14 protein-coding genes are annotated in these 16,036 nt (G+C 70.9%); 8 read left to right on the top strand and 6 right to left on the bottom strand.

Annotated features, from left to right (window positions below):
* Nucleotide 1 precedes the first annotated feature (1 nt).
* Together BM109_RS14435 and BM109_RS14440 are read left to right on the top strand one after the other, a co-directional pair.
* Nucleotides 2-1,996, top strand: a complete 1,995-nt coding sequence (locus tag BM109_RS14435; RefSeq protein ID WP_093343763.1) for an acetoacetate--CoA ligase — start codon at nt 2-4, stop codon at nt 1,994-1,996.
* A 7-nt stretch (nt 1,997-2,003) separates the two neighbouring features.
* Nucleotides 2,004-2,468, top strand: a complete 465-nt coding sequence (locus BM109_RS14440; RefSeq protein ID WP_093343765.1) for a YbaY family lipoprotein — start codon at nt 2,004-2,006, stop codon at nt 2,466-2,468.
* Between the two features lie 126 nt (nt 2,469-2,594).
* On the opposite strand, the gene BM109_RS14445 is transcribed toward BM109_RS14440, so the two are convergent.
* The 4 genes from BM109_RS14445 to BM109_RS14460 form a co-directional block, all read right to left on the bottom strand.
* Nucleotides 2,595-4,562 (bottom strand): adenylate/guanylate cyclase domain-containing protein, encoded by a 1,968-nt coding sequence (locus tag BM109_RS14445; protein ID WP_093343767.1) that lies wholly within the window; start codon nt 4,560-4,562, stop codon nt 2,595-2,597.
* 188 nt (nt 4,563-4,750) lie between these two features.
* Entirely contained in the window at nt 4,751-5,461 is a 711-nt protein-coding gene (locus tag BM109_RS14450; RefSeq protein WP_093343768.1) for a 2OG-Fe(II) oxygenase, read from the bottom strand.
* A gap of 66 nt (nt 5,462-5,527) precedes the next feature.
* Complete coding sequence (locus tag BM109_RS14455) at nt 5,528-6,460, bottom strand: AraC family transcriptional regulator (RefSeq protein WP_218159372.1); 933 nt, start codon at nt 6,458-6,460, stop codon at nt 5,528-5,530.
* 5 nt (nt 6,461-6,465) lie between these two features.
* Nucleotides 6,466-7,368 carry a LysR substrate-binding domain-containing protein gene (locus BM109_RS14460; RefSeq protein WP_093343769.1) on the bottom strand — a complete coding sequence of 301 codons (903 nt, stop codon included), beginning with the start codon at nt 7,366-7,368 and terminating at the stop codon, nt 6,466-6,468.
* Between the two features lie 176 nt (nt 7,369-7,544).
* On the opposite strand from BM109_RS14460, the gene BM109_RS14465 reads away from it, so the two are divergent.
* The 3 genes from BM109_RS14465 to BM109_RS14475 all read left to right on the top strand — a co-directional run bounded on the left by BM109_RS14465 (nt 7,545) and on the right by BM109_RS14475 (nt 10,497).
* Nucleotides 7,545-8,744 carry an acyl-CoA dehydrogenase gene (locus BM109_RS14465; RefSeq protein ID WP_057592354.1) on the top strand — a complete coding sequence of 400 codons (1,200 nt, stop codon included), beginning with the start codon at nt 7,545-7,547 and terminating at the stop codon, nt 8,742-8,744.
* A gap of 66 nt (nt 8,745-8,810) precedes the next feature.
* Nucleotides 8,811-10,043, top strand: a complete 1,233-nt coding sequence (locus tag BM109_RS14470) for a CaiB/BaiF CoA transferase family protein (RefSeq protein ID WP_093343771.1) — start codon at nt 8,811-8,813, stop codon at nt 10,041-10,043.
* A gap of 13 nt (nt 10,044-10,056) precedes the next feature.
* Nucleotides 10,057-10,497 (top strand): VOC family protein, encoded by a 441-nt coding sequence (locus tag BM109_RS14475; protein WP_093343772.1) that lies wholly within the window; start codon nt 10,057-10,059, stop codon nt 10,495-10,497.
* On the opposite strand, the gene BM109_RS14480 is transcribed toward BM109_RS14475, so the two are convergent.
* A complete protein-coding gene (locus BM109_RS14480; RefSeq protein WP_093343774.1) occupies nt 10,494-10,949 on the bottom strand; it encodes a CopD family protein in 456 nt (151 codons plus the stop codon). The two genes, BM109_RS14475 and BM109_RS14480, sit on opposite strands and share 4 nt — an antisense overlap.
* A 56-nt stretch (nt 10,950-11,005) precedes the next feature.
* On the bottom strand, nt 11,006-11,974 hold the full coding sequence (locus BM109_RS14485) for a LysR family transcriptional regulator (RefSeq protein WP_093343775.1): 969 nt from the start codon (nt 11,972-11,974) through the stop codon (nt 11,006-11,008).
* Nucleotides 11,975-12,111: 137 nt separating this feature from the next.
* Here BM109_RS14485 and BM109_RS14490 point away from each other — a divergent pair, with 137 nt between their 5' ends.
* From BM109_RS14490 to BM109_RS14500, 3 genes are read left to right on the top strand one after another with little or no spacing between them, the layout of a single operon-like run.
* Nucleotides 12,112-13,449 carry a DUF3100 domain-containing protein gene (locus BM109_RS14490; RefSeq protein ID WP_093343776.1) on the top strand — a complete coding sequence of 446 codons (1,338 nt, stop codon included), beginning with the start codon at nt 12,112-12,114 and terminating at the stop codon, nt 13,447-13,449.
* Between the two features lie 20 nt (nt 13,450-13,469).
* Nucleotides 13,470-14,639, top strand: coding sequence for a M20 aminoacylase family protein (locus BM109_RS14495; protein ID WP_093343778.1), 1,170 nt, complete (start codon nt 13,470-13,472; stop codon nt 14,637-14,639).
* Nucleotides 14,640-14,643: 4 nt separating this feature from the next.
* Nucleotides 14,644-16,023 carry an L-serine ammonia-lyase gene (locus tag BM109_RS14500; protein WP_177239355.1) on the top strand — a complete coding sequence of 460 codons (1,380 nt, stop codon included), beginning with the start codon at nt 14,644-14,646 and terminating at the stop codon, nt 16,021-16,023.
* Nucleotides 16,024-16,036 lie beyond the last annotated feature (13 nt).

Consider the following 16,036-nt stretch of genomic DNA (forward strand, 5'->3'; position numbering starts at 1 on the left):
CATGCCCGCTCCCAACATCCCCCAGATCCGCCTCTATCAAGACTGGCTGCGCGAGACGCGCGGCCTCGCTTTCGACAGCTACGACGCCCTGTGGCGCTGGTCCGTCACCGAGCTCGATGCCTTCTGGCAGAGCATCTGGGACTACGCCCGCATCGAGTCGCCCACGCCGCACACGGCGGTGCTCGCCGAGTCGCGCATGCCGGGCGCGCGCTGGTTCCCCGGGGCCCAGGTCAACTATGCGCGCGAGGTGTTGCGCCACGTCGACGCGGCCCATGCGGCCGGCATGCCCGCGATCGTCAGCGACAACGAGCGCGGCGAGGTGCGCGAGCTGTCGTGGCCCGAGATGCGGCGCCAGGTCGCGTCGGTCGCGCTCACGCTGAAGTCGCTCGGCGTGAAGCGCGGCGACCGCGTCGCGGCCTACATGCCCAACGTGCCCGAGACCATGGTGGCCTTTCTCGCCTGCTCGAGCATCGGCGCGATCTGGAGCGTGTGCGCGCCCGACATGGGCACGGCCGCCGTGGCCGACCGCTTCCGCCAGATCGAGCCCACCCTGCTGATCGCGGTCGACGGCGTGCACTACGGCGGCAAGCCGCTCGACCGCAGCGCCGTGCTGCAGGAACTGCGCGAGCAGCTGCCGAGCGTGCGCCGGCTGCTGCTCGTGCCCTCGCCCCACGCCGCGGGCCAGGTGGCGCACGACGTCGACTGGGCCCGGGCCACCGCGCGCGACGACGCCGAGGTCGCGGCCTTCGAACCCGAATCGCTGCCCTTCGACCATCCGATCTGGATCGTCTACTCGAGCGGCACCACCGGCCTGCCCAAGCCCATCGTGCACGGCCAGGGCGGCATCATCCTCACCATGCATGCCTGCGGCCTGCACAACGACGTGGGCGCGAGCTACGGCGCCAACAACTTCGGCGAGCGCTACCACTGGTACAGCTCCACCGGCTGGGTGATGTGGAACTCGCAGCTCTCGGGCATGGCCTTCGGCGCCACCATCTGCATCTACGACGGCAACCCGGCCGGCAGCAAGGAGAAGCCCGACTGGGGCGTGCTGTGGCGCTTCGTCGCGCGCCACGAGGTCACTTTCTTCGGCGCGGGCGCGGCCTACTTCAGCAACTGCATGAAGGCCGGGCTGGTCGCGAAGGACTGCGGCGACCTCTCGCGCGTGCGCGCGCTCGGCAGCACCGGCTCGCCGCTGCCCGAGGAGGTGCAGCGCTGGGGCACGCAGCAGATCCTCGATGCGGGCTCGAAGGACGTGTGGTGGTGCAACATCTCGGGCGGCACCGATTTCTGCGGCGCCTTCGTCGGCGGCCACCGTGAGCTGCCCGAGGTGCCGGGCCAGATGCAGTGCCGCGAGCTCGGCCATGCGGTCGAGGCCTGGAACGAGCAGGGCCAGCCGGTGATCGGCGAGGTCGGCGAGCTGGTCTGCACCCAGCCCATCCCGTCGATGCCGCTCTACTTCTGGGGCGACGAGGGCAATGCGCGCTACGTCTCGAGCTACTTCGATACCTACCCCGGCGTCTGGCGCCACGGCGACTGGATCCGGATCGGCAACGACGGCGGCTGCATCATCTACGGCCGCAGCGACGCCACCATCAACCGCCAGGGCCTGCGCATGGGCACCAGCGAGATCTACAGCGCGGTCGAGGGCCTGCCCGAGGTGCTCGACTCGATGGTGGTCGACCTCGAGTACCTGGGCCGCGAGAGCTACATGCCGCTGTTCGTGGTGCTGCGCCCCGGCGTCGCGCTCGACGATGCGGTGCGCGCGCGGCTCAACCATGCGATCAAGACCTCGCTGTCGCCGCGCTTCGTGCCCAACGACATCTTCCAGGTGGCCGAGATTCCGCGCACGCTCTCGGGCAAGAAGCAGGAGCTGCCGATCAAGAAGCTGCTGCTGGGCCAGCCGATCGAGAAGGTGGTGAACCGCGAGGCGATGGCCAATCCCGGCAGCCTCGACTGGTACGTGGCCTTCGCGGCGCAGCGCGCGTCCGTATGATGGCGCGATGCTTTCCAGACGCAACGTATTCCTTCTCGCGATCGCCACCGGCGTGGCCGGCGCCGCGCTCCTGAGTGCCTGCGCGGCCTCCTCCCCGTCGGCGCCTTCGGCCTCGGCCTCGGCCGCGCCGCTCGTCGTGAGCGGCACCGTGAGCTACCGCGAGCGCATCGCGCTCGATCCCGCCGCCGAGGTGCGCGTGCAGCTGCTCGACGTCTCGCGCATGGACGCGCCCTCGGTCGTGCTGGCCGAGCAGCGCATCCGCGCCGACGGCCGCCAGCCGCCGTTCGCCTACACGCTGCAGGTCGACGCGGCGCGCATCGATCCGCGCATGCGCTACGCCGTGGCGGCGCGCATCGTGCGCGGCGAGCAGCTGCTGTTCATCAACGACACGCAGTACAGCGTGCTCACGCAGGGCCAGGGCCCGAGCGCGAACCTGATGCTGGTGCGCGTCACGCCAACGCCGCCGCGCTGAGTTTCACGAGGTGTGAAGAAACCGTAGCGAGCGCCCCGAGGTCGCGCCGAGGACCGGAGCCGTACCTTGTACGGTGAGGACCGCAGGTGCGAGATCGGGGCGCGCAGTAGGTTTATTCACACCTCGTCAGGCCAGCAGCTCGTAGAGCACCATCTTCGTCTGCCGGCCGCGCAGCTCCACCTGCTCCTCGACGCGGCGCGTCGCCAGCCGGCCCTTGATCCCGGCATGGGTCACTTCCGACACCAGCAGCTGCGTGCCGAGCTGCTTGTTGATGCCCTCGATGCGGCTCGCCACGTTGATCACGTCGCCGAAGGCCGTGTACGACAGCCGGTCGTTCGAGCCCAGCACGCCCGCGATCACCATGCCGGTGTGGATGCCCACGCGGGTGCGGAACTCGGGCAGCGCCTGGCTGTGCCACTGGCGGTTGAGCGCGCGCATCTCGGCCTGCAGCTCGAGCGCCGCGAGGCAGGCCTTGTACTCGGCATCGGGCAGGTCGGCGGGCGCGCCCCACAGCACCATGATCCCGTCGCCGATGAACTTGTCGATCACGCCGCCATGGCGCGCGAACACGCGCGCCGCGAGGTTGAAGTAGTCGGTGAGCTGGCCCACCAGCACGGCCGGCGGCATCGACTCGGAGATGCTCGTGAAGCCCTCCACGTCGGTGAACATCACCGTCACGCGGCGCGGCGAGCCGTTGGGCGCGAGCGCATGGCCCTGCGCGATGAGCTGGTTGATCACGTCCACCGGCACGAACTTGCTGAAGGCCTTGAGGCTGCGCGCCGACTCGTCGAGCGCCTGGTCCAGGTGCTGGATCTCGAGCACCCGGCTTGGCTCGCGCGGCAGGCTGTCGAGCTCGAGCATGCCGATGCGGCGCGCGATGCGCGACAGGTTCTCGACCGGCGCCGTCACCAGCTTCGACAGCCGCAGAGAAATTGCGAGCGCCACCGCGAGGAAGCCCAGCACCAGCAACATCGACCACAGCACCGCGCGCCGCAGGTCGCCGAGCAACGCGTCCTCGGGCACCCAGCTCACCAGTTCCCAACCGGTGATCTCGATGCGGGAGGTCTGCGCCAGGTAGCGCCGCCCTTCGTGGCGGAACGAGAAGGCGGTGTCGGCCGCGTGGCCCGCGGTGCCGTCGTCCAGCATGTGCTGGTGCAGTTCGCCGAGCACGCCCGTGGGGGCCTCGAGCTGGTGGCGTACGCCCGGCATGTCGCTGCGCGCGAGCACGCGGTGGTCGGCCGACAGCAGCGCGCTGCCGCCGAAGCCGCTGCTGCTGAACTGGCGCACGAAGTCCGAGAGCCGGCCCAGCGACACGTCGCCGGCCACCACCAGCGCCTGCGGATTGCCGTCGGCATAGCGGCGCCGGCTCGGCAGCGCGTAGGTCACGCCGAGTTCCTGCGCGGCCGCGAAGACGTAGGGCTGCGTCCACACCGGTCCCTTGGCCGCGCGGGCCCCGATATACCAGCTGCGCGTGCGCGGGTCGTAGTCGCTCTGGAAGGCTTCGAGGCGGATCGTCTGGTAGCGCTGCTGCGGCTCGGCATCGACCTCGAGCGGGCGCTTGTACTGCCAGGTCTCGGTGGTGATGCCGCGCTCGGGCGCGATGTGGCGGATCGCCGGCGCGGGATAGCGCAGCGCCATCAGCATCTGGCCCTCGTCGTTCGCGACGTAGAGGCTGTCGAGCTCGGGCGACTGCTGCAGCATGGTCCAGAGCATTTCGGCCGTCCACTCGCCCTGTTCGCCCGCGGGCCGCAGGCTCGGCGTGCCGGCGACCGCGCCGACCACCGACTCGGCCTTCGAGAGGAAGGCGTTCACCTTGTCCTCGGTGCGGTCGTGGTTCGACTTGTGGGCTGACACCCCGATGCGCGAGACCAGCCGCTGCGAACCCCAGTAGCCGAGCGAGACCAGCAGCAGCGATTGCGTGAGCGCGACCACGCTCACGATGGTGCCCACGTCGACCCGGAAGTGACGGGTGCGGCGCCGCGAAGGCGCCGGGTTCGAGGCGAAGCCGAAGGTCCATGGCCGTGTGACAGACGCGGCCGCTTCGGAAGACGGCCGCGCGGCCGGGTCCGGCGCGCCGGACGGATATCTGTTCATACTGCTCCCTGTCTGCCCAAGCGCATCCGCTGCCGGAGGGCCACGGATCGGCAGCCGGCGGTCTCGCTGTCCGATCAGTGCGTCGGAAATGCTGGCGAGTGCCGGATGCGGGGCGGATTCTCGCTCCACTCCCTCGAAGCGGGCGAAAGCTGTGCCGGGACAGTCGGAGATTCGGCGACGCCGCGCGCCTACTGGGCGTCGTGGAAGATCAGCCCCAGCGTCTGGCGCCGGCCCGAGCGCACGCGGCTCACGCCATGGCGCATCGTCACGCGGTAGCTGCCGCGCGTGCCGGCCACGGGCCGCTGGTTGACCGCGAAGATCACGGCCTCGCCCTGCGCGAGCGGCACCACCTCGGCGCGCGACTGCATGCGCGGGCGCTGCTCGGTCAGCACGAACTCGCCGCCCGTGAAGTCCTCGCCGGGCCGGCTCAGGAGCACCGTGAGCTGCAGCGGGAACTGCAGTTCGCCGTACAGGTCCTGGTGCAGGCAGTTGTAGTCGCTCTCGTCGTAGCGCAGCAGCAGCGGCGTCGGCCGCTGCTGGCCGGCCGCGTGGCAGCGCGCGAGGTAGTCCGCGTGCGCGGCGGGATAGTCCGCCGGCAGGCCCATCGCCTGGGCCCAGGCATTGGCCAGCGGCGCGAGCCGTTCGTAGAGCGCGGCGCGCCAGGCCGCGACCGGTTCGGGCAGCGGATAGGCGAGGTACTGGTACTCGCCCTGGCCGAAGCCATGGCGCTGCATCACCACGCGGCTGCGGAAATGTTGTGGTTCGTCGTACATCGCGGCCAGCGCCGCGCACTGGCGCGGACCGAGCAGGCGGCCGGTGGTGGCGCAGCCGCGCGCGGCGAGGTCGGCTTCGATGCGCGGCCAGTCGAGCGCATCGATCACGGAAGCGGGAGAAGGCATGGGGCGAGTGTGGCGCGGCCGGCGGGCGCGGGCTCGCCGTTTCCGGACGCGGCTTTCAGGCCGCGCTCACAGCGGCGCGATCGGAATGCAGATGTCGCACTCGAAGGCGTGCGTGTTGTCGTCGTAGGCGTAGCTCGCCGCGTAGTGCTCGAAGGCCGGCCGGTTGTCGAACTGGAAGCCGCTGCCCGGCAGCCAGTCGCGCAAGAGGCGGGTCCAGGCCGTGTTGATCTCGGCCGGCAGGCCGTGGAAGCGAAGCGCCGCATAGCGCCCGCCCGGCAGCACGGTCTTCTGGAAGCCGGCGTCGGGCACGAAGTCTTCGGGCACCTCCACGCAGGCGTCGTAGCGCGACTGCTCGGGCGGCGTGATGCTGGGGTCGTCGTGGCTGATGCCGTAGCGCGCGCCCGACCACAGCCGGTGCCGCGTGATCCAGGGCGCCACCTGCTCGCCCCAGAACGCGCCCACGGGCGCGCCGAAGGGGCCGACGTAGCGCAGGTAGGCAATGGTGACGGGCGGGCGGATGATCAGTTCGACGTTCATGGGGAGCTCCGGGGACGCAGCGCCGTCGGGATCGCGGCGCGGACCGGGCCCATTCTTCGTGAAGCCGTGCCGTTCGATCTGATCGGGATTGCTGTTCGCCTCGGGCAGCAGCGACCAGTCGTGGGCCGCGCGCCAGCTGCTGGGCGCGCTGCCGAAGCGGGCGCGGAAGGCGCGCGAGAAAGCCTCGCCCGAGCCGAAGCCGACCGACACCGCGGCCTCGAGCACCGACAGCCGCGGCTGCGTCGCGAGCCGTAGCGCGGCGACCTCGAGCCGGCGCCGGCGCACGTAGTCGCCCAGCGTCTCGCCGGCCCAGGCCGCGAACAGGCGGTGGAAATGGAAGGCCGAGAAATGCGCGACGTCGGCCAGCTCCGCGAGGTCGAGCGGCCGCTCGAGGTGGTCGTCGATGTGCGTCACCACCTTGTGCATGCGCCATTCGTACTCGGAGCGGCTGTCGCGCGGCATGGGCTTCAACCCTCGCGGGCCTGCGCGAGCAGCCAGTCGCTGAAGAACTTCAGCAGCGGGCGCTGGTCGGCGCGCTCGGGCGTCACGAGGTAGTAGGCGCGCTCGCCCGCGAGCGGCCGCGGGCAGGCCACCACCAGCTCGCCACGCGCGAGCTCGTCGGCCACCAGCATGGTCGGCATCAGCGCCACGCCCAGGCCCTGCGAGGCGGCCGCGGCCAGGATCGAGAACAGCTCGTAGCGCGGGCCGCCGCGCGCATTGGGCGCGTCGACCTGCTGCGCATCGAACCACTGGCGCCAGCCGTCGGGTCGCGTGCTCTGCTGCAGCAGCGGCATGTGCGCGATGGCCGTGGGCGAGACCGGCTTGCCGCGCGGTAGCAGCGCGGGGCTGCAGACCGGCACCACGTCCTCCTGCATCAGCGGCAGCGCGTGCGTGCCGGCCCAGTTCTGCACCTGCGCCACCGTGCCCGCGTAGAGCGCGGCGTCGAACTCCGCGTCGGCGAACAGGAAGGGCCGGGTGCGCGTCTCGATGTGCACCACCACGTCGGGCTGCAGCGCCGCGAAGCCCTTGAGCCGCGGCATCAGCCAGCGGGTGGCGAAGGTGGGCACGGCCGCCAGCGACAGCGAGCCGCCCTCGCCCTGGTGCGCCATCGCATCGAGCGTGTCGCGCTCCATCGCCTCGAGCCGCTTGGCGGTCTGCCGCGCATAGGCCGCGCCGCTCGCGGTCAGCGCCACGCCATGGCGCGTGCGGCGGAACAGCGCCACGCCGAGGAAGGCCTCGAGGGTGCCGATCTGGCGCGACACCGCGCTCTGGGTGAGCGCGAGTTCCTGCGCGGCGCGCGTGTAGCTCTCGTGGCGCGCGGCCGCGTCGAAGCACACGAGGGTCTGCAGGGGCGGGATCTTGCGGCGCATGTATGCCGCGAGTGTATGACTGGCGCAGGGCTTTCATCAATGAAAGCACGGCTCCGGCAACGCCCAAGACATTCTGGATCCGCATATCTGGGTGAGGATTCATCGTTTGCGCCGCGCCCCCTGCCTCGCTAGGATCGCCCGATCCCCCTCTTTTCCCCTTTTCCGGAGACAGCCGCATGGCCGCCAAAGCTTCCTTCCACTGGGACGACCCCTTCCTGCTCGACCAGCAGCTCACCGACGACGAGCGCATGATCCGCGACGCGGCCAATGCCTACTGCCAGGAGCGCCTGGCACCGCGCGTGCTCGAAGGCTTCCGCACCGGCGAGACCGATCCGGCGATCTTCCGCGAGATGGGTTCGCTGGGCCTGCTGGGCCCGACGATCCCCGAGCAGTACGGCGGCCCCGGCCTCAACTACGTGGCCTACGGCCTGATCGCGCGCGAGGTCGAGCGCGTCGATTCGGGCTACCGCTCGATGGCCAGCGTGCAGAGCTCGCTGGTGATGGTGCCGATCTTCGAATTCGGCACCGAAGGCCAGAAGCAGAAGTTCCTGCCCAAGCTCGCCACCGGCGAATGGATCGGTTGCTTCGGCCTGACCGAGCCCGACCACGGTTCCGACCCCGGCAGCATGGCCACGCGCGCCAAGAAGGTGCCCGGCGGCTACGCGCTCACCGGCAGCAAGATGTGGATCAGCAACTCGCCGATCGCCGACGTGTTCGTGGTCTGGGCCAAGGAAGTCAGCGAGAGCGGCGCCGTCGGCCCGATCCGCGGCTTCGTGCTCGAGAAGGGCATGAAGGGCCTGAGCGCCCCGGCGATCCACGGCAAGGTCGGCCTGCGCGCCAGCATCACCGGCGAGATCGTGATGGACAACGTGTTCTGCCCCGAGGAGAACGCCTTCCCCGAAGTGCAGGGCCTCAAGGGTCCGTTCACCTGCCTCAACAGCGCCCGCTACGGCATCTCGTGGGGCGCGCTCGGCGCCGCCGAGGACTGCTGGCACCGCGCGCGCCAGTACACGCTGGACCGCAAGCAGTTCGGCCGCCCACTGGCCGCCAACCAGCTGATCCAGAAGAAGCTGGCCGACATGCAGACCGAGATCTCGCTGGGCCTGCTGGGCAGCCTGCGCCTGGGCCGCATGAAGGACGAAGGCACGGCCGCGGTCGAGATCACCTCGATCATGAAGCGCAACAACTGCGGCAAGGCCCTCGACATCGCCCGCCTGGCGCGCGACATGATGGGCGGCAACGGCATCAGCGACGAGTTCGGCGTGGCGCGCCACCTCGTGAACCTCGAGGTCGTGAACACCTACGAGGGCACGCACGACATCCATGCGCTGATCCTGGGCCGTGCCATCACGGGCATCGCCGCGTTCGCCAACTGAAAACGGACGGCCGAACGCGGAAGGAAGATCCAAGCGACTTCCGCGTTCGGCCCCCGCATTCCCGACATGACCCAAGCAGCCCTCGACGGCATCAAGGTTCTCGATCTGTCCCGCGTGCTCGCGGGCCCGTGGTGCACGCAGATCCTCGCGGACCTGGGCGCCGATGTCGTCAAGATCGAGCGTCCCGGCGTCGGCGACGACACCCGCACCTGGGGCCCGCCCTTCGTGAAGGACGCGAACGGCAACGACAGCGACCAGGCCAGCTACTTCACCGCCTGCAACCGCAACAAGCGCTCGGTCACCATCGACATGGCCACGCCCGACGGCCAGGCGCTGCTCAGGCAGATGGCGGCGCAGGCCGACGTGGTGGTGGAGAACTTCAAGACCGGCGGCCTCAGGCAGTACGGCCTCGACCAGGAGACGCTGCGCCGCGCCAACCCGCGGCTCATCTACTGCAGCGTCACCGGCTTCGGCAACGACGGTCCCTATGCGGAGCGCGCGGGCTACGACCTGATGATCCAGGCCATGACCGGCATGATGAGCATCACCGGCCGCCCCGATGGCGAGCCCGGCGGCGGCCCGCTGCGCGTGGGCGTCGCGCTCACCGACATCTTCACCGGCGTCTATGCGAGCACCGCGATCCTCGCCGCGCTGCAGGTGCGGCACCGCACCGGCGAAGGCCAGCACATCGACATGGCGCTGCTCGACGTGGGCATGGCGATCCTCGCCAACCAGGCCAGCGCCTTTCTCAACACCGGCAAGGCGCCGGCGCGCCAGGGCAACACCCATCCGAGCCTCGCGCCCTACCAGGACTTCCCGACGCTGGATGGCGCGATGCTGCTGGCGATCGGCAACAACGGCCAGTTCGCGCGCTTCTGCGAGGCCGCGGGCCAGCCCGGCTGGGCCAGCGACGCGCGCTTCGCGACCAACACCCTGCGCGTGAAGCACCGCGGCGTGCTGATCCCGATGATGGAAGAACTCACGCGCACGCACACCACGGCCGACTGGGTCGCGCTGCTCGAGGACAAGGCCGTGCCCTGCGGCCCGATCAACGACATCGCGCAGGCCTTCGACGATGCGCAGGTCAAGGCGCGCGGCCTGGCGGTCACGCTGCCGCGCGACGCGGGCGACGGCATCACGGCCATCACCGGCGTGGCGAGCCCGCTGCGCCTGTCGGCCACGCCGCCGGTGCTGCGCCGCGCGCCGCCCGCGCTGGGCCAGCACACGCGCGAGGTGCTCGCCGAACTGGGCATCGACGCGGCGCGTTTCGAGGCATTGCGCGCCTCGGGCGTGGTCTGACACACTGGCGGGCATGACCCGCCCGCACGATCCTTCCGATGCCGCGCCGTTCGCGCTGCGGCGCATCGATCACCTGGTGCTGCGCGTGCGCGATGCCGAGCGCGCCATCGCCTTCTACGTCGGCGTGCTCGGCTGCACGGTCGACAAGCGGCGCGACGACCTCGGCCTGGTGCACCTGCGCGCGGGCGCGAGCCTGATCGACCTCGTCACGCACGACGGCAAGCTGGGCCGCGCGGGTGGCGCGCTGGCAGGCCGCGAGGGCCGCAACCTCGACCACCTGTGCCTGCGCATCGAGCCCTTCGACGAGGCCGCGATCCGCGAACGCATGGCGCGCCATGGCGTCGAGGTCGACGGCGAGGTGCAGAACAACTACGGGGCCGAGGGCACGGGGCCCTCGATCTATCTGCGCGATCCCGACGGCAACGGCGTCGAGCTCAAGGGCCCGACTGCCTAGCCGCGCCCGAGCACCGCCACCGCGAACACCGCCACGCCCAGCACCAGGTTCAGGCTCACGAGCTTGCGCACCAGGTCGAGCCGGCCGGCGGCCACCGGCCAGGCGCCGTCGTCGACCGCGCGCCGCATCGCGCGAAACACCGAGGCGCGGATGTAGACGTAGATCGCGGCCATCACGATCGCGAGGCCCATCATCGCCTCCACGCGCCAGTGCACGCCGCGGAAGCCTCCGGTGGCCAGGATCATCGCCACGCCCGTCACGAACAGCAGCGTGACCGAGGCATCGACCCCGACGAAGAAGCGCCGCAGGGTCGCGGCCATCATGCGCAGGCGCAGCGGCGGCTCGAGCGTGGCGACGGCGGCCGGGCGCACCGCGAAGTGCATGAGGGCCATGCCGCCGACCCAGAAGGCGGCGCACAGCAGGTGGACGAAGAGCGGGAGCAGGTAGGACATGGGGGGCGATCAGACCACCGAAGCCCGCCGCGCGCAACGATCTCCCCGCGCCTTCCTCAAGCGGCGGCCGCGCGTGCGCGTGGCGCCGGCCTGCGCGCCTTGAGCGGCCCGGTGTCCGCATAGCGCTTCATGTCGCGCACCACGCAGCGCAGCAGCTCGGCCGCGGCCGGCGACAGCAGGCGCCCGTGGCGCGACACGATGTGCGAGCGGCCCTGCGACAGCAGCGGGTTCTTCATCGGCAGCTCGATCAGCTCGGGATGGTCGGCATTCGGCGTCAGCGAGATCCGCGTGCCCAGCGTGTAGCCGAGCCCGGCCGAGACGAAATGGCCGAGCGCGCTGAACGAGGTGGTGGTCAGCAGCGAGGGCAGCCGCACGCCCTCGCTGATCTCGGCCGCCTCGATGTGCTGGCGCACGCCGAAGTTGCGGTGCAGCGTGGCGCCCGGGTAGGGCAGCAGGTCGGCGAGCTTGAGCGGGCGGCCCAGCTGCGCGAGCGGGTGCGAGCGCAGCACCAGCGCCTGGATCGGCTGCGGATGCGACTGGTGCGAGGTCAGCCGCTCGTCCCGTGGCGGCTGGAACAGCATGCCGATGTGGGCGCGTTCCTCGACCACGCGGCGCACGATCTCGTCGGTGCTGGCCACGTCGAGGTCGATGGTGATCCCCGGGTGCGTGGTCATGAACTCGCGCAGGCTGTGGCGCATCAGCCAGTCCACGTAGCCCTCGCCCGCCACGATGTCGATGTGGCCGCGCTCGATCTTGCGGATGCTGTCCATCTGCGCCATCAGGTGCTGCTTCTGGCTGTTCTGGCGGCGCACGTAGCCGGCCAGCATCTCGCCCGCGTCGGTGGGCACCACGCCGCGGCCATGGCGCTCGAGCAGCGGCACGCCGCACTCCTGCTCGAGGATGCCGATCGCGCGGCTGACGGCCGAGGGGTCCATGTCGAGCACGTCGGCCGCGCCGCGCACCGAGCCGCTGTCGAGCACCTGCATGAAGTAGCGCACGCGGCGCGTGTCGAGCCTGTCGTCCATGCCCGGTCTCCTGAGTGTTGCATTCAATGCATCGAATATCCCGATTTGCGGTCATTGATGCAATAGGCCTACATGGAGAAACTCGCCGCCATCCGCCAGCAAAGGCTCACCCACGGCTCCAGACCGACGCCCCACCCATGACCTCCGCCGCCTCCGTTCCCGTCACGGCCGCGCCCTCCGGCGCTTCCGGAAAACTCAAGCTCGCGGCCGTCACGCTGGCCATCGTGGCCGCGGCCGAGCTGGTCGGCCCGGTGCAGTTCAGCGTCGGCCCGGGCAAGGTGGCGCTGCTGCCGATGCTGTGGGCGCTGCTGATCGCCGCGGTCTGGGGCATCGCGCACCGCCGCGTGCCGGGCGTGGCGCGCGTCGCCACCGCCGAGCAGTCCTTCGCGGGCGGCCTGCTCAACGCGGGCCTGCTGCTGTTCGTGGTGAAGCTGGGCCTCACGGTCGGCGCCGCGCTGCCGCAGGTCAAGCAGGCCGGCTGGGCACTGCTGTTCCAGGAGTTCGGCCATGCGCTCGGCACCCTGGCGCTGGGCCTGCCGCTGGCGCTGCTGCTGGGCATCAAGCGCGAGGCCGTGGGTGCCACCTTCTCGGTGGGGCGCGAGGGCAACCTGGTGATCATCGGCGAGAAGTACGGCATGGCCTCGCCCGAGGGCCGCGGCGTGCTGGCCGAATACATCACCGGCACCGTGCTGGGCGCGCTGTTCATCGCGGTGCTGGCGGGCTTCATCGCCAGCCTGCACGTCTTCGATCCGCGCTCGCTGGCCATGGGCGCCGGCGTGGGCTCGGGCAGCCTGATGGCGGCAGCGCTGGGCGCCATCGCCGCGCAGCAGCCGGCCGAGATGCTGCCGCAGCTCACGGCCATCGCCGCGGCCTCGAACCTGCTGACCACCGTCGCGGGCTTCTACTTCACGCTGTTCCTCTCGCTGCCGCTGTGCTCGTGGCTGTACGGCAAGCTCGAGCCGGTGCTGGGCCGCTTCTCGAAGCGCGGCGCGCCCGATGCGGGCACCGCCGCCATGTCGCAGGTCAGCGTGGCGCACGGCGGCGCACTGCCGCTGCGCGACACGCTGATCGCCTGGGCCGTGGTGGGCGGCGGCGTGCTGATCGGCAATTCGCTGACCTACAAGGTGCCGCCGCTGGTCTCGCTCGAGGGCATGCTGGCCGTGGTGGCGATCGCGCTGGCGGTCGAGGGCCTCAAGCGCCTGGTGCCGCGGCTGCCGATGGTGCTGGTGCTGTCGGTGGTGGCCACGGTGGTGGGCATCCCGGGCCTGCTGCCGTTCTCCGACGCGCTGATCGCGCTCACCGCCAAGCTCAACTTCCTGGCCTTCACCACGCCGGTGCTCGCGCTGGCCGGCTTCTCGGTCGCGAAGGACCTGCCGGTGTTCCGCCAGCTCGGCTGGCGCATCGTGGTGGTGTCGCTGACCGCCACCGCCGGTACCTTCCTCGGCGCTACCCTGATCGCCGAATTCTTCCACTGACCCCCCGAGAGAACCCCACCATGTACCGCGACCCCGAAATCGCCGAAGACACCCGCGCGCGCATGCAGGCCTGGCGCCGCGACATCCATGCCAATCCCGAGACCGCGTTCGAGGAGCACCGCACCGCCAACGTGGTCGCCAACGCGCTGATGCTGATGGGCCTGCCGGTGCACCGCGGCCTGGCCGGCACCGGCGTGGTCGGCACGCTGAAGAACGGCGACGGCCCGAGCATCGCGCTGCGCGCCGACCTCGACGCGCTCAACATGCAGGAGCTGGGCACGCAGGCCCATGCCTCGAAGTGCGTGGGCAAGATGCACGCCTGCGGCCACGACGGCCACACCGCGATGCTGCTGGGCGCGGCCGAGCACCTGTCGCGCCACAAGCCGTTCAAGGGCACGGTGCACTTCGTGTTCCAGCCGGCCGAGGAGAACGAGGGCGGCGGCCGCGTGATGGTCGAGGAAGGCCTGTTCGACCAGTTCCCGGCCGATGCCGTCTACGGCATGCACAACTTCCCGAGCCTGCCGCGCGGCCGCTTCGCGATCCGCAAGGGCACCATGACGGCCTACCTCGACACCTTCGAGATCGTGGTCACCGGCAAGGGCAGCCACGGCGCCATGCCCGAGACCGGCATCGACTCGGTGGTGGTCTCGGCGCAGCTCATCAACGCGCTGCAGACCATCGTGAGCCGCCGCACCGGCGCCACCGACTCGGCCGTGGTCAGCGTCACGCAGATCCATGGCGGCGACACCTGGAACGTGATCCCCGAGACCGTGGTGCTGCGCGGCACCGTGCGCACGCTCGACGCCGCGATCCAGGACAAGACCCAGGCCGCGATGCAGCAGATCTGCGAGGGCGTGGCCGCCACGCATGGCGCGAAGGTGGCGCTCGACTACCGCCGCGGCTATCCGGGCGTGGTCAACACGCCGGCCGAGACCGATGCGGCGATCGCCGCGGCCGCCAGCCTGGTCGAGCGCGAACAGGTGCTGACCGACATCCCGCCGGCCATGGGCTCGGAGGACTTCGCCTTCATGCTGCAGAAGCGCCCGGGCGCCTACATCGGCATCGGCGCGGGCGAGGGCCCGAACGATCCGAACGTGCACAACCCCTACTACGACTTCAACGACAACATCCTGCCGCTGGGCGCGGCCTACTGGGTGGCACTGGTCAAGCAGCAGCTTCCGGCCGCATGATGCGCTGATGCTGTCCGCCTTCGACATCTTCAAGATCGGAATCGGGCCCTCGAGCTCGCACACCGTGGGCCCGATGCGCGCGGCGCTGCTGTTCGCGCGCTCGCTCGAGCAGCGGGGCCTGCTCGAGCGCGTCGCGCGATTGCGCGTCGACCTGTTCGGCTCGCTCGGCGCCACCGGCCACGGCCATGCGACCGACCAGGGCGTGATCCTCGGCCTGTTCGGCGACGCGCCCGACACGGTGCGGCCCGAGACCGTGCAGCCGCGGCTCGAGGCGCTGCGCCGCGGCGGCACGCTGATGCTGCTGGGCACCACGCCGATCGCCTTCGACCGCGTGCGCGACATCGTGTTTCGCGGCGAGGAGTCGCTGCCCGAGCATCCGAACGCGATGCGCTTCACGGCCTTCGCCACCGACGATGCGGTGCTCGCCGAGGGCCGCTATTTCTCGGTCGGCGGCGGCTTCGTCGTCGAGGGCGGCCAGGCCGTGGCGCAGACCGCGGCGGTGGCGGTGCCGCATCCGTTCTCGACCGGCGACGAACTGATGGCGCAATGCCAGGCCAACGACCTCTCGGTGGCCGCGCTGGTGCTGCGCAACGAATGCGCCTGGCGCCCCGAAGCCGAGGTGCGCGCGGGCCTGCTGCGCATCTGGGGCGTGATGCAGCAGTGCGTGCAGCGCGGCTTCGGCATCGACAACCCGCTGGCCGCGCAAGCGCTGCCCGGCCCGCTGCGCATGCGGCGGCGCGCGGGCGAGCTGCACCGCGAGCTGCTGGCGCAGGCCGGCGCGGCCGATCCGCTCGCGGCCATGGACTGGGTCAATGCCTTCGCGATGGCCGTGAACGAGGAGAACGCGGCCGGCGGCCGCGTGGTGACCGCGCCCACCAACGGCGCGGCCGGCGTGGTGCCGGCCGTGATGCACTACTACCAGCGCTTCGTGCCGAATGCGAGCGACGCGGGCATCGTCGACTTCCTGCTCACGGCCGCGGCGATCGGCATGCTCTACAAGACCAACGCCTCGATCTCGGGCGCCGAGGTCGGCTGCCAGGGCGAGGTCGGCGTGGCCTGTTCGATGGCGGCCGGCGCGCTGGCCGCGGTGCTCGGCGGCACGCCGGCGCAGGTCGAGAACGCGGCCGAGATCGGCATGGAGCACAACCTCGGCCTGACCTGCGACCCGGTCGGCGGCATGGTGCAGATCCCCTGCGTGGAACGCAATGCGATGGGCGCGGTGAAGGCCATCAACGCGGCGCGCATGGCGCTGCGCGGCGACGGCAGCCACTACGTCTCGCTCGATGCCGTGATCCGCACCATGAAGCAGACCGGCGAGGACATGAAGTCGACCTACAAGGAGACCTCGCTCGGCGGGCTCGCGGTCAACGTGGTGGAGTGCTGAGCCTGCCTCACAC

Origin of the sequence: Variovorax sp. PDC80 (assembly GCF_900115375.1) — a bacterium.
GTDB lineage: Bacteria > Pseudomonadota > Gammaproteobacteria > Burkholderiales > Burkholderiaceae_C > Variovorax.